The organism is Flaviflexus sp. (assembly GCF_041440645.1).
GTDB lineage: Bacteria > Actinomycetota > Actinomycetes > Actinomycetales > Actinomycetaceae > Flaviflexus.
Genome location: NZ_JASDVN010000045.1, coordinates 25,673 through 39,732, shown reverse-complemented (window position 1 = coordinate 39,732; position 14,060 = coordinate 25,673). Strand labels below are relative to the sequence as shown.

The window sequence follows — 14,060 nt, the reverse complement described above, 5'->3', positions numbered from 1 at the left end:
CGCTAGTCGCGCCTCTTGGCAAGCAGCTGGGTCAGGGTCTCGTGTGCCTCGACGATGGAGACCTTGCGGAATCCTGCCTTCACAAGATCCCGGTACATCTCAGGCTCGTGCAGGGCGTGGGAGATGCCGCGGCGGATGAGGGGGATGGGTGGCTTGCGCGCCTCATCCAGGTCCCTCATGAGGCGGAACCAGAACGTCTGGAGCCGGGGGCGGGAGATGCAGAGTGCGTCGGCGAGAATTCCCTCGCGGCGGCACTGGGAAAGGATCTCTTTGGCGAAGATGCCTTCCGCGAGGAAGATCGGTGAGCCGTCGAGATCCATGGTGCGTTCACCCACGCGCGAGTTCGTCGGAATGTCGTAGACGGGAAGGACGGCCTGTCCCGTGACGGACAACTGGAGGAGCGCGTTGAGCGCACCCTCGTGATCCCAACACTCGGGGGAGTCCCAGTCGATGATGCTGTGCTTCTGGGGGAGGCCGGGGTGGTCGTCGTTGAAGTAGAAGTCATCGAGCGACACAACGGGAAGGCCCGTGCGATTCGTGAACCTGGTCTTGCCCGAGCCGGAAGGACCGGTCACGAGGATCACCCGAGCGTGTGGCTTGCGCTCCTCGGGTGGCAGGTCAAACAGTGCACCATCGTCGGTCAGGTTCGTCGTCACGGGACTCACGATAACCCCTTATCCGGCGTATGCGGCGACTGGCATGCCAGGAACGTCAACATCGAGAGCAAACAGTGACCCTGCTTCGGGCTCCGGATCAGCCAGGTTTTCCTTGGATGTGGTGATGAAAAGCGTCTTGAGGTTGGGTCCGCCAAGCGTGCACGCCGTGACGAGTTGCACGGGCAGCTTGATCTCGGTGAGGATCTCGGCCTCGGGGGAGTATAGGCGGACCTTGCCGTGCCGGTTCATCGCCACCCACACGTTTCCTTGCGAGTCCACGGTCAACCCATCGGCGCTCGCACCATCGGAATCCGCGAAGGTTCTCCGGTTGGTGAGCTCCCGGTCCACCACGTCGAACACCTCGGTACGGCGCAGCTTCGTGTCGTTATAGTAGGCGAGTGTCCCATCGGGGGAGAAGGCAATGCCGTTCGAGGTGGTGACGTGCGGCAGGACGACGGTGCGGTTCCCCTCGGGATCCACCTTGTAGAGGGCGCCGGCACCCTCGGTGCGGTCGTAGGGCATGGAACCGCAGTACAGGTTGCCCCACGGGTCGACACCGCCCTCGTTGAAGCGCAGGTTCGAGTCGTCCCAGAAGTGGGGTTCGGGAACCGGATCCGCGAACGGGGAGGAGGCGAGCCCAATCGTGTTCTCGAGGCCCACAACGTAGCCACCGTTCGTGCGGGGGCGGACGAAGGCCGCAATCTCACCGACGTGAAGGCGGTCGACTTCGCCATCCGAGTTCATGGTCAGGAGGTCTCCCGCGAGCATGTCGACCCATCGGATGCCACCCCAGGACTCGTGCCAGCAGGGGCCTTCGCCGTGGTAGGCAATGGGGCCGGTGATCTGTTCTGGTGTCATCGTGTTCTCCTCACGATTGCGTTGATGAGATTGGCGACAGGGAAGTCAATATCGGGAAGGACATAGTCAGTGACTGCAATGACGTCCGGGGTGGAGAGGGGAGCCGCGATGGAGATGCCGACCTTGGGGAGCCACGGAACGTCGTTACCGGAGTCGCCCACGCCAAGACCGGTCGAGGCGCTGAGACCACGGTCCTTGAGCGCCACCGAGATCCCCGTCCACTTATCAATACCGTCCGGAGTGATCTCAAGTGCGTACGCGTGCCCGCGCACAACCTCGGGGAACTCCTCAATGACGCGGTCCTGGATTTGGTCAAGAATTGTGGCGTCGCCACCGAACTGAATCTTCGTGGCGTGCGAGAGATCGATGGTCTCGAGATCGACCTGCTGGATCGGCTTGCCCTCGTTCGCGTTGATCGCGACATCGAGGAGATTGTGCTGGCCGTTGTCGATGTTGAAGTTGCCCTTGTCCATGACGATCTCGTCAATGAAGTAGACGGCGGGAACAACCCCGGCCTCACGGCCAAGCTCAATGAATCGCTCCAGCTGTTCCGTCGGCATCGGGTACTCGTGCACGACAGAGTTGCCATCCCACACGACGGAACCACAGTTCGCAATGACCCAGCCGTCGATCCCGGCGCGATCGAGGAGTGAGATGCCGGCCTGGAGGAGCCTTCCGGTTGCCACCGTGATCGGGTAGCCGGCCTCGTGGGCGGCCTTCAAAGCATCGACCGTCGGCTGGTGGGTGACCGACTTTTCGTCCGTCAAGGTGCCGTCCACATCGAAAATGAAGTGCTCTGGCTGATCAGAGGGCCACGGAAGTTCGTCGAGATTCAGTACAGGAGTCGCTTGGGTCTTCACATGAGTACTCTAGTTCACTTGGGAATCGGGACCGAGGCCCGGCCCCTTCCATCTCACTCCCTCCCTGACCCAAGGTGCAAGTGTTTGCACAATTTTAGGATTTGGTCGGGAATTGGTGCATGAAAACCAAACCGATGGGGAAATTAACACGTAGAGTGTTACTGTCTACGATGACGACGTGACCGCAACATCGGTGTTTCGGTTCAGTAGCTGGCAAAGACGTCAGGAGGGAGGCTCACAATGTGCGTGATGAAACATGTTACCTACTATTCGGTAGGAAACACGCGCTCTTCGTGGCTTGCTTCCGCCGTAGTTGGCAGTCATGAAGAGATTCCCGACCGAGCAAAGACAAGGTCTGAGACTGAAACCACGCGTTCATATCTCGATATGAAGGTATTTAGTCATCGGAGCGTCGGAGCCAGTGAACTCAAACGCCGTCATATAAAAGGACCTAGTGAGTATCATTACAGCTCACTAGTCAGTCCGAACGCGCCGCAGTTTTTATCCACCAAAGTAGGCGGACAAAACTGCATCTACCTGTCTACGATGCACGGCGCTTTCAGCCCCACAAACTAAAAGAGGATTTCAACGTGGAATTTGATCTCTTATGGCTAGTCGCCTCCTTCGGCGGCGGAGCCTTCGGCGCAGCAATCGGCGGCCAGACCGCCTTTATCTTTACCGGTCTTCTCTACCTGGTTGGCCTCGGTGGCTACCTGGGTGGCATCGACACCGGCGAATTCATGGGCTCGGTCGTATTCGGCCCGGTCTTCGGTCCGCACATCGCCTTCCTTGGTGGTGCAGCTGCAGCTGCTTACGCGGCTAAGAAGGGTGTCATGGCAGGCGGCGCAAACGGCCGCGATATCGTAACCCCGCTCGCCGGCATTGGACACGCAGACGTCCTCGCCGTCGGTGGTGTCTTCGGTATGATCGGCTACCTCATCAACATCCTGCTTGCTGAGGTTCCCGCATTCAAGGTCGGCGACCCGTCCCTGCACTACGGCAATGAAGTCATCGGCTGGACCGATACCGTTGCTCTCACCATTGTTATCGTTTCTATCGCCATCCGCTTCATCTGGGGCAGCACCGGTCTGTTCTCCACGAAGGATCACGGCCTCCTCGAGGTCGGCGAGGGCAAGCACTGGGTTGAGCACCAGGAAGGCTGGGGCATCACCGCGATGCACGGCTTCACCTCCGGTCTCATGTCCGCATTCGCAACGGTCATGATCGTTGTCTTCTACGTCTCCAACACCGGCGACTACGCAATCGTCAACCACGCACAGCTCATCGGCTGGGCAATCTCGGCCGTTACCCTCATCTTCCTGTCGCTTGGCATGAAGACCCCGGTGACGCACCACATGACCATCCTCGCCTCGATCGCAGCTCTCAAGCTCACCCCGATTCTTGTTGGATCCTCCGACGTCACTCAGTGGGCTGACAACGGTGCTGTTGTTGTTGCAGTCCTCATCGGTGCCGTTGCTGGTGCCCTTGGTGGTCTGCTCGGTGAGGCTCTGTCGCGTATGACCAACGCCAATGGCGACACCCACATTGACCCCCCGGCATTCGCCATCTGGATCGGTACCACCGTTCTCTTCGCACTGACCGCAATCCTCGCGTAGGCGAAACCAACTAAAACAAAATCCAAGGAGCGTAGCCCATTGATTCTCTCTTCACCGGACAAGCTATATGACGCTTATGTATTCGATCAGGATGGAACACTCTATTTAGGTGAGCACTTGCTTCCCGGAGCAAAGCGCCTAATTGAGGGGCTGCGCTCCTTGGGTAAACCCGTCAGGTTCCTGTCTAACAACCCGACGAAGGATCCGGATGACTACAAGGCGAAACTCGATCGCCTTGGCATCCCGACTCCGCTTGACGAGATCGCCAACACCGTTGTGACCACCACGAGGTGGCTCAAGATGCACTACCCGGATGCCACGGTCTACCCGATCTCGGAAGAGCCGCTCAAGAAGGCCCTGCGCGCAGCGGGCATCAAGATGAGCGAGAACCCCGAGGAGATCGACATTGTCATCGCCTCCTACGACCGTACTTTTGAATACAAGAAGCTCCAGATCGCGTTCGACGCCATCTGGTTCCACAAGAGGGCCTTCCTCATCACAACGAATCCGGACAAGTTCTGCCCGTTCCCCGGGGGAAGAGGGGAACCCGATGCTGCAGGCATTGTTGCCGCCATCGAAGCAACCACCGGAACCAAGCTGAAGGCCAACATGGGTAAGCCAGAGCCCGCGATGCTCGAGGCTGCCCTCGGAGATCTCGATGTCGATCCGAAGAACTGCATGATGGTGGGCGACCGCCTATCGACAGACATCGGGATGGCTATCAACACCGGCATGGCTTCTGCCCTCGTCCTCACCGGAGATTCCACACTCGAGGAAGCTCAGGCTCTGGACGAATCGCACCAGCCTACCTATGTCCTAGACCGTGTCGACCACCTCATTCCGGAGTCCATTCGCTCCGACTGGGGCTGGACCGACGAAGACTAAACAACCATTAGGTGGAGAACACATTGTCTACATTCGAAAACAAGAACTCGCTCACTGGCGGCCCCTACGTCATGGGCATCGACTTCGGCACAGAGTCGTGTCGAGTCGGCATCTTCGATCTTGTCGGATCCCCCGTCGCGTTCGCGGCAACGACCTACAAGACCACCCACCCGGCACCGGGTTGGGCTGAGCAGTCCCCCGAGGACTGGTGGAGCGCGCTCGTCGCCTCCACGCACCGCGTCATGGAGCGCGCTGGCCTCCAGCCGCACCAGATCGCAGGCATCTCGTACGATGCGACCACGATGACCGTGGTTGCCATGGACTCGAACGGTGACGCGATCCGTCCCGCCATCATGTGGATGGACGTGCGTGCGACCGAGCAGGCTGCCCGCGTGATCGACACGAAGTCTCCGGCACGCCGCTACACCGGTAACGGCACCCTGCCCCCAACCGCTGAGTGGTACCCCTTCAAGGCCGCCTGGCTGCGTGAAAACGAGCCCGAGACCTACAAGAAGGCCTTCCGCCTCGTTGACGCTCCGGACTGGCTGACCTACCAGCTCACCGGCGAGTGGACGCTCAACATCAACACGGCTGCTCACCGCGCCTACTACGACCGCGACAACGGTGGCTGGCCCGTCGACCTCTACGAAGAGGCCGGCGCAGGTGATGTCTTCGACAAGCTCCCGACCGTCGTCAACGACCTCGGCACCCCGGTTGGTGGCCTCGCCCGCCGCCCAGCCGAGCAGCTCGGCCTCATCCCCGGCACCCCCGTCGCACAGGGCGGTGGCGACGCGTGGCACGGCCAGATCGGCCTCAACGTGCTCCGTCCGGGCAAGATGTCGCTCGTGACCGGCTCGTCCCACGTCATGTCCGGCCAGTCGGCCGAGCCCGTGTCCGGCCCCGGCTTCTTCGGTGGCTACACCGACGGTGTCGTCCCCGGCCAGTACACGGTTGAGACCTCCCTGACCTCCTCTGGTTCGGTTCTCAAGTGGTTCAAGGACCAGTTCCTGCCTGACATCGAGGCAGCCGCAGAGTCGACCGGACTCAACACGTACGACATCATGAACCAGCGATCCGCGAATGTCCCGATCGGTTGCGATGGTCTCATCATCAACGAGTATTTCCAGGGCAACCGCACCCCGTACTCGGATTCGAAGGGACGTGGTGTCATGACCGGCCTGTCGCTATCGCACACCCGCGAGTACATGTACAAGGCCATTCAGGAAGCCGTCTGCTACGGCGTGGAAGCCAACATGCGCAAGCTTGCCGAGGCTGGCTTCGAGGTCAAGCAGTTCGTTGCCTGCGGTGGCTCCACCAAGTCCCGTTCGTGGACCCAGATGCACTCCGACGTCACCGGTATTCCGATCACCCTGACGGAGGTTGGCGACGCCGTGACCCTCGGTTCCTGCATCCTCGCAGCTGCCGGTGCTGGCCTGTACAACTCCGTCCAGGAAGCCGCCGACAACATGGTGCACGAGCGCGAGCACATTGAGCCCAACATGGACCGTTACGAGGAGTACAAGTTCTTCGCCGACCAGTACGTGGCTCAGTTCCCGCTCGTCCAGGAGCACATCCATACCTCCGTCGACTACGTCGACAACCTGCGCAAGAACGCGTAACGGTCGACACATGTCGGAGGTTGGGAGAGTTTCGGTGGCTGCCTCAAAGCAGGAGCGCCAGGATGAACTGGCCAGGCTGATCTACGAACGGGGCGCAATCCGCACCGATGAGCTCATCGAGCTGTTCGATGTCTCTCCCATGACGCTGTACCGGGATCTTGCCACGCTTGAGTCGAAGCGCCTTGTGCGCCGCTCACGTGGCGAGGTTTCGGCAGTCATCAATTCCTCATCCGAGACCCCCATCTCGTTCCGGCTCATGCAGGACACCTCGGCCAAGGCAAAGATTGCCAAGGCCGCAGCGCAGGTCCTTGCCGGATACTCGACGATCTTCCTTGACGATTCGACAACGGCGCTCGCAATCGTCGATGAGCTGACTGATACGCAGCAAAAGACGTACATCACCAACTCACTCGCAATGTCGCGATCACTGTCCCACAAAGTGAAGGGGAAACTCATTTCACTCGGTGGCACCTACATGCCTCAACTCGATGCCTTCTTTGGACCCACGGCAACGAGAGAGATCACGAACCTGAGTCCCGCCGCCGTTGTTGTCGGTGCGGCTTCCGTTCATAATCTCGCTGTCTACCACCCCTACGCGGAGGTGGGATCCTTCAAAACGCTTGCCATGTCGCGAGCGGAATTTTCGGTGCTTGTCGTTGCGGCACCGAAGTTTGCACGTACGTCCCTGCACAAGGTTGCCGACATTTCCGACTTCGACTGCGTCATCACCGATGACTCGGTACCTGCGGAAACGCTGGCGCAAATCTCGCGGGAGACGCACGTGATCACGGCCAGTTAGGCCCACTGAGTAATTGTTCTATTACCGGACGATCTTAAGAAACGCACTCTAGACTACGGTCAAAAGCAAGAGAGGAATTGATGATGTCAACTGAACTAATCAACAAGGCTTTGGAAACTGCTTCGGAGACGAAGGCCATAACATTCGGTAAGGACGTAAACAAGGAAACGGGCAAGATGTTCGTTGACCTGTTCCCGGGTTCCAAGGTTCTGGTTGTCGCAGATGAAAACACGTACGGTGCAGTCGGCGATGTCGTCGTAGCCTCCCTCAAGGACGCTGGCGTCGAGTTTGCTGACGACCCCTACATCTTCCCCGGCACCCCCACGCTGTATGGCGGTTACGAGAACGTCGAGATCCTGCGTGAGGCCATACGCCCTTACGAGAACACCGTTGTTGTGTCGCTGGGTTCCGGCACCCTCAACGACATCGCCAAGCTCGCCTCTGGTGAACTCGAGCGCCCCTACATCAACGTCTGTACCGCAGCATCGGTCGATGGCTTTGCAGCCTTCGGCGCATCGATCGCCAAGGACGGATTCAAGATCACCCGCAACTGCCCCGCCCCCGCGGGCCTCGTTGCCGACATCGACACGATGGTGAACGCACCCAAGCGCCTGACCGCAACCGGTTACGGCGACCTCATTGAGAAGATCCCCGCAGGTGCGGACTGGATCCTCTCCGAGGAGCTCGACATCGAGTCGATCGATCCCTACACCTGGTCCCTCGTTCAGGGCCCACTCCGCGCCTCCCTTGCCGACCCGGTTGCTATCGCAAACGGTGGCGAGGACGCGATCGCGAAGCTTGGTGAAGGCCAGCTCATGTCCGGTCTCGCCATGCAGGCATACGAGTCCTCCCGTCCCGCCTCCGGCGCCGGCCATCAGTTCTCCCACACGTGGGAGATGGAGGGTCACGGCCTCGACTGGGAGCCGCCGCTGTCGCACGGCTTCAAGGTTGGCGTGGGCACCATCGCATCCTGTGCGATGTGGGAGGTCTTCCTCAACATGTCGGTCGAGGACTTCGACGTCGACAAGGCACTTGCCGCCGTTAAGACTCCCGAAGAGATCGAAGCGAACGTTCGTGCAGCTCTCCAGCCCCACATGCAGGACGAGGCTGTTAAGCACTCGCTCGGCAAGCGCATGGAGGGTGACGCACTCGTTGCCCGCATCGAGCTCCTCAAGGAGAAGTGGCCCACCATCCAGGAGCGTTGCCGCGAGCAGCTCGTGACCGCCCAGGAGGCCATGGACATGCTCAAGGCAGCCGGCGCCCCCTACCACCCTGAACTCATCGAGATCGATTGGGACCGCTTCCGCGAGACCCACTTCAAGGCTCAGATGATTCGTCCCCGCTACACGGTTCTGGACATCCTGACCGATCTGGGACTCCTCGAAGACGTCGTTGAGCAGCTCTTCTCGGCAGACGGATTCTGGGGCCAGCACGAGCACCCCGAAGCCTAGTCGCTACACCCACACCACCCAAGGAGAAATTTCTAATGTCTAACAGCGAGAAGTACATCGTCGGTATCGACTTTGGCACGCTTTCCGGTCGCGCCGTCGTCGTGCGCGCCTCCGATGGTCACCAGCTGGGCACCTCCGTCACGGAGTACCGCCACGCCGTCATGGACCGCACCCTGGACGCTGCTGATGGTCAGAAGCTCCCGCCCGAATTCGCTCTTCAGGTTCCCGCCGACTACATCGAGGTACTCGGCACCGCGGTTCCCGAGGCAGTGAAGGAAGCTGGAGTCGATCCCGCTGACATCGTCGGCATCGGCATTGACGCCACGTCCGCTACCGTGTTCTTCACCGACTCCGAGGGCAACGCCCTGTGCGAGCGTGAAGAGTTCAAGAACAACCCGCACGCCTACATCAAGCTGTGGAAGCACCACGGCGCCCAGGACCAGGCTGACCGCCTGGTCAAGGCCGCCGAGGATCGCAACGAGTCCTGGCTGCCCCGCTACGGCGGCGTTCTCTCCTCCGAGCTCCTGCTCCCGAAGGCACTCGAGGTCTTCGAGAAGGCTCCCGAGGTTTACGAGGCAACCGACCAGATCGTTAACCTGCTTGACTGGGTGACCTGGAAGCTCACGGGCGTCCTCACCTACTCGGCAGGCGACTCCGGCTACAAGCGGATGTTCCAGGACGGCGAATACCCGTCGAAGGACTACCTGGAGTCCGTGGCTCCCGGTTTCGGCGACGTGTTCGAGACCAAGATGTCCGCCCCGATCCTGCCCCTCGGTGGCAAGGTTGGCGAGCTGACCGAAGAGATGGCGGAGCTGACCGGCCTCAAGGCTGGCACCGCTGTTGCCTCCGGTAACATCGACGCCCACGTTGTGGTTGCTGGCGCGAACGCCGTTCGCCCCGGACAGCTCACCGCTATCCTCGGTACCTCCTCCTGCTACGTCGTCAACGGCGAGGAATTCAAGGAAGTTCCCGGCACCTTCGGCATCGTCGACGGTGGCGCTGTCGATGGTTACTGGGGCTTTGAGGGCGGCCAGACCGCTGTTGGTGACATCTTCGCCTGGTTCACCGACAACTGTGTTCCCGCCGAGTACGCACAGAAGGCTGCCCGCAAGGGATTTTCGCTGCACGACTACCTGGTTGCTAAAGCCGCTGACCAGGAAGTTGGCGAGCACGGCCTCATCGCTCTCGACTGGCACAACGGCAACCGCTCCATCCTGGCTGACTCCCGTCTGTCCGGCCTCATCATTGGCCAGACCCTGACGACCACGCCGGAAGAGACCTACCGCGCTCTGCTCGAGGCAACCCTGTTCGGCACCCGCGTCATCATCGAGAACTTCGAAGAGAACGGCGTGAAGATCGACGAGATCGTCGCAGCCGGTGGCCTCCTGAAGAACAAGTTCTACATGCAGCTCATGGCGGACATCACCCGTCGCCCCATCTCGGTTTCCGAGGCTGAGCAGACCGGTGCACTCGGTTCCGCAGTGTTCGCAGCAGTTGCGGCTGGCGTCTACGACGATGTCTTCCAGGCCGCTGAGAACATGGCGAACGTGCGCAAGGAAGCCTACCTGCCGAACGAGGAGCGTTCCGCGAAGTACGATGCGCTGTACGCCATCTACAAGGAACTGCACGACCAGTTCGGCCGTGACGCCAACTCGCCGATGTACCGCCTGAAGGACATCAAGGCAAAGGCATACGAGAGCTCCAAATGATCGTACTAACTGAACTGTCGCAAAACGTTCAGGACGCTGTCGCAGCAACCCGGGCCAAGGTGGCGAAGCTCCACGAGGAGCTTCCCGCCAACAACCTGGTCGTGTGGACTGCCGGCAACGTCTCTGAGCGCGTGCCGGGCGCGGACCTCTTCGTTATCAAGCCTTCCGGGGTGCGATACGACGAGCTGAGCCCTGATGTGATGGTTGTGTGCACGCTTGACGGGGAGAAGATCGTAGATGGTACTCCCGATCATCTCTCCCCCTCATCCGACACCGCGGCGCACGCCTACGTGTACCGTCATATGCCAGAGGTAGGGGGAGTGGTTCACACCCACTCGACCTACGCGACAGCTTTCGCTGCGATCCACGAACCAATCCCCGGTGTGCTCACCATGATGGGTGACGAGTTCGGTGGAGACGTACCGGTTGGTCCGTTCGCCATCATTGGTGACGATTCTATCGGTCGCGGCATTGTCGAAACACTCAAAGATTCACGTTCTCCCGCGGTCCTAATGGCCAACCATGGACCGTTCACGATCGGTAAGGATGCAACCGCAGCCGTCAAGGCCGCCGTCATGGTCGAGGAGGTGGCTCGCACCGTTGCTATCGCGCGCGGACTCGGCGAGCTGAAGCCCATCGACCAGAAGCACATCGATTCCCTCTACGACCGTTACCAGAACGTGTACGGACAGAAGGGCTAGGACCGTGTCAGATCCGTTAGTTATTGCAATTGATTCCTCGACCTCGGCTACCAAGGCAGTCGTCGTTGACGCCTCGGGTAAGGTCCTTTCCACGGGCAAGGCAGACATTGACCTGCTGACGCCCGGAATGGACAAGTACGAGCACGACCCCACCCAGTGGTGGTCGTCAACAAACACAGCCATCTCGAATGCCGTTGCTGCGCTGGACGAAAGCGATTGCGAGCGGATCAAGGCGCTTTGCATCACCCACCAGCGCGAGTCGTTTGCACTCGTCGATGAGGATGGCGAGGCCCTTCGCCCCGCCATCCTCTGGCTGGATTCCCGCGCGGGCGACGAGATCAAGGAATACGGTTCCGACCATATTCACGAGCTCTCCGGCAAGCCCGCCGACACCACCCCCGCGCTCTACAAGATCGCGTGGCTAAAGAAGCACGAGCCGGACACGCTGAAGGCCGCCCACAAGCTGGTCGACGTTCACGCCTACCTGGCTCACCGCCTCGTGGGACGCTGGGTGTCCGCAGTCGGCAGCGCCGACACGCTCAACCTGCTTGACATTGCCAACGTTGACTACTCGGATGAGCTGCTCGAGATCGCTGGCGTAAGCAGGGATCAGATGGCTGAGCTGGCTGAGCCCGCCTCGATCATCGACACCATCAAGCCCGAGATTCTCTCCGAGTGGGGCCTGAACGACGATGTCGTGCTGGTCGCTGGCGTTGGTGACGGTCAGGCCGCAGGACTTGGCACCTCAGCCATTGAGGAGGACGTCGCGTACGTCAACATCGGCACCTCGATCGTGGCAGGCGTGCACGCCTTCGAGTACGCGTACTCGCCGGCGTACCGCACCCTTCTGGGTGGCATTCCCGGTTCCTTCGTTCTCGAGATCGTTCAGAACTCCGGATCGGTTCTTGCGAACTGGTTCCGTGAGGAACTGGGTGACCCGGCACGCGGTGGCGGACTTGACCCCGAGCTCGACAAGGCGGCCGAGGCTCTCGAACCCGGTACGGACGGCCTGCTGACGGTCCCGTACTGGAACGCCGTCCAGTCCCCGCACTGGGATCCGTTCGCGAAGGGCATCCAGGTTGGCTGGAGCACCGCCCACACGCGTGCTCACATGTATCGCTCGATCATTGAGGGCATGGCCATGGAGCTGCGCGGCAACCTGGAACGCGTTCAGGAGTCAACCGGCCGCAAGCTCAAGGAGCTTCGCTGCACGGGTGGCGGGTCCCGCAACCCGCTCTACCGTCGCATCTTCGCCGACGCCACAGGCCTTCCCCTCGTCGTTTCCGGCGTGGAGGAAGTGAGCGCCCAGGGCGCCGCCATGATGGCGATGGCAGCGATCGGTGCGTACCCGGATGTGCAAGCAGCATCCGAGGGTATGGCCAGCTTCGTTGACCGGACAGATCCCGATCCCGAAGCCTACGAAGTCTATGGACAGTGGGCGGAGATCCAGCAGGACATTTACCCTGCCCTGGAAGAGATCTTCACCCGAATCAATACCGTGATGAAACGGAGTTAAGTTAATGGCAACAATTGTTATCCTCGGGTCAGGAATCATGGGCACCGCCCTGTCCTTCCCCGCCTCAGAAAATGGCAACGAAGTGCGCCTCGTTGGCACCTTCCTTGATCGCGAGATCGTCGAATCCATCCAGACCACCGGCGTGCACCCCGACCTTGGTCTCAAGGTCAACGACGGCGTGACCGCCTACCAGCTTGAGGATGCCGAGAAGGCATTCGAGGGCGCGGACGTGGTCATGAGTGGCGTGAACTCCTTCGGTGTTGAGTGGATTGGCGAGCAGCTCGCCACCCTGCTGAAGCCGGGACAGAAGTTCCTCTGCATCACCAAGGGCATGAGGGCCGACGAGGAGACGGGCGAACTGCAGCTCCTGCCGCACAAGATCCAGGAGTACCTGGATCCAGAGCTGGTCGAGCAGATCTCGTGGAACGCCATCACCGGCCCCTCGATCGCTGGTGAGCTCGCCGTTCATCACGACACCGCCGTGGTGTTCTGCGGTCACGATAAGGACGACCTGGAGTACCTGGCCGACTTGTTCCGTACCGACTACTACCACGTCTGGACCTCGACCGACTTCATCGGCCACGAGACCGGTGCCGCAACGAAGAACATCTACGCGTTCGCTGCCGGTTTCGCCGAGGGTCTGCTCCGCAAGGAGGGCAAGGAGAACGACAAGTACGTCATGTACAACTTCGGTGCCGCGATCTTTGCTCAGGGCCAGCGCGAGCTGCGTTCCTTCGTCAAGCTCATGGGTGGCAACCCGGACAGCGCCGATGGTCTCGGCGGCGTGGGCGACATGTTCGTCACCTCGATGGGTGGCCGCAACGTCAAGGCCGGCACGCTTGTCGGTCAGGGCATCCCGTTCTCCGAGGTTCGCGACCAGCACATGAAGGGGGTGACGCTCGAGGGCGTTGCCGCGATCAAGGTGATCGGTAAGGCTCTCGGCCCGCTGACCGAACGCGGAGTCATCAAGCCGGAAGAGTACCCGCTCTGCCGCTTCCTCTACTCGGTGGTTGCAGAAGACGCTCCGCTGGATATTCCCTGGGACAAGTTCTTCTACGATCTGACCTAAAAACACCAGCGCGCGGGCGCTGATAATTTGGTGGGTCCATTCCGCTTCACCCAATGTGAAGTGGGACGGGCCCACCTTTTGCTTTTTTCTGGTACCCAGTTCTGGAATATGCGCGCGAAATTCTCGTTCAAAAGCGCACGGTAGAGCCAAATAGTCTGAGAAAGTTGAAAACTGTCGGACCTGAATTATGGAGAGATTCTAGAGATAGAGTCACTCGAGAAAATGATCAACGAGACTGTGAAATTATCGTGATGAGATGAGAATATGTTCAATTTTTATCGGTCTCTGACATTGACTATTCACGAATGCTAGAGGAATATT

12 protein-coding genes are annotated in these 14,060 nt (G+C 60.3%); 9 read left to right on the top strand and 3 right to left on the bottom strand.

Annotation, left to right across the window (positions count from 1 at the left end):
- Window positions 1–2: 2 nt before the first annotated feature.
- Genes QMB98_RS06270 through QMB98_RS06260 form a run of 3 tightly spaced genes read right to left on the bottom strand, consistent with a single transcriptional unit; the run spans window position 3 to window position 2,374 of the window.
- Window positions 3–665 carry a uridine kinase gene (locus QMB98_RS06270; RefSeq protein ID WP_371684827.1) on the bottom strand — a complete coding sequence of 221 codons (663 nt, stop codon included), beginning with the start codon at window positions 663–665 and terminating at the stop codon, window positions 3–5.
- 9 nt (window positions 666–674) lie between these two features.
- Complete coding sequence (locus tag QMB98_RS06265; protein ID WP_371684826.1) at window positions 675–1,514, bottom strand: SMP-30/gluconolactonase/LRE family protein; 840 nt, start codon at window positions 1,512–1,514, stop codon at window positions 675–677.
- Entirely contained in the window at window positions 1,511–2,374 is an 864-nt protein-coding gene (locus QMB98_RS06260; RefSeq protein WP_371684825.1) for an HAD-IIB family hydrolase, read from the bottom strand. Before QMB98_RS06260 ends, QMB98_RS06265 begins: the two co-directional genes overlap by 4 nt.
- Before the next feature lie 590 nt (window positions 2,375–2,964).
- On the opposite strand from QMB98_RS06260, the gene QMB98_RS06255 reads away from it, so the two are divergent.
- The 9 genes from QMB98_RS06255 (at window position 2,965) to QMB98_RS06215 (ending at window position 13,739) form a co-directional block, all read left to right on the top strand.
- Window positions 2,965–3,990 (top strand): hypothetical protein, encoded by a 1,026-nt coding sequence (locus QMB98_RS06255; protein WP_371684824.1) that lies wholly within the window; start codon window positions 2,965–2,967, stop codon window positions 3,988–3,990.
- Between the two features lie 39 nt (window positions 3,991–4,029).
- On the top strand, window positions 4,030–4,875 hold the full coding sequence (locus QMB98_RS06250; RefSeq protein ID WP_371684823.1) for an HAD-IIA family hydrolase: 846 nt from the start codon (window positions 4,030–4,032) through the stop codon (window positions 4,873–4,875).
- A gap of 71 nt (window positions 4,876–4,946) precedes the next feature.
- On the top strand, window positions 4,947–6,494 hold the full coding sequence (locus tag QMB98_RS06245) for a ribulokinase (RefSeq protein ID WP_371684852.1): 1,548 nt from the start codon (window positions 4,947–4,949) through the stop codon (window positions 6,492–6,494).
- 34 nt (window positions 6,495–6,528) lie between these two features.
- Window positions 6,529–7,293: a DeoR/GlpR family DNA-binding transcription regulator gene (locus QMB98_RS06240; RefSeq protein WP_371684822.1), complete on the top strand. Its 765-nt coding sequence runs from the start codon at window positions 6,529–6,531 to the stop codon at window positions 7,291–7,293.
- 83 nt (window positions 7,294–7,376) lie between these two features.
- Window positions 7,377–8,744: a sn-glycerol-1-phosphate dehydrogenase gene (locus QMB98_RS06235; RefSeq protein ID WP_371684821.1), complete on the top strand. Its 1,368-nt coding sequence runs from the start codon at window positions 7,377–7,379 to the stop codon at window positions 8,742–8,744.
- A 35-nt stretch (window positions 8,745–8,779) separates the two neighbouring features.
- Window positions 8,780–10,453: a ribulokinase gene (locus QMB98_RS06230; RefSeq protein ID WP_371684820.1), complete on the top strand. Its 1,674-nt coding sequence runs from the start codon at window positions 8,780–8,782 to the stop codon at window positions 10,451–10,453.
- Window positions 10,450–11,154, top strand: a complete 705-nt coding sequence (locus tag QMB98_RS06225) for an L-ribulose-5-phosphate 4-epimerase (RefSeq protein WP_371684819.1) — start codon at window positions 10,450–10,452, stop codon at window positions 11,152–11,154. The genes QMB98_RS06230 and QMB98_RS06225 overlap by 4 nt, the downstream gene beginning before the upstream one ends.
- Window positions 11,155–11,158: 4 nt before the next feature.
- Complete coding sequence (locus QMB98_RS06220) at window positions 11,159–12,670, top strand: FGGY-family carbohydrate kinase (RefSeq protein ID WP_371684818.1); 1,512 nt, start codon at window positions 11,159–11,161, stop codon at window positions 12,668–12,670.
- 4 nt (window positions 12,671–12,674) lie between these two features.
- Window positions 12,675–13,739 carry a glycerol-3-phosphate dehydrogenase gene (locus QMB98_RS06215; RefSeq protein ID WP_371684817.1) on the top strand — a complete coding sequence of 355 codons (1,065 nt, stop codon included), beginning with the start codon at window positions 12,675–12,677 and terminating at the stop codon, window positions 13,737–13,739.
- The last annotated feature ends 321 nt before the right edge of the window (window positions 13,740–14,060 follow it).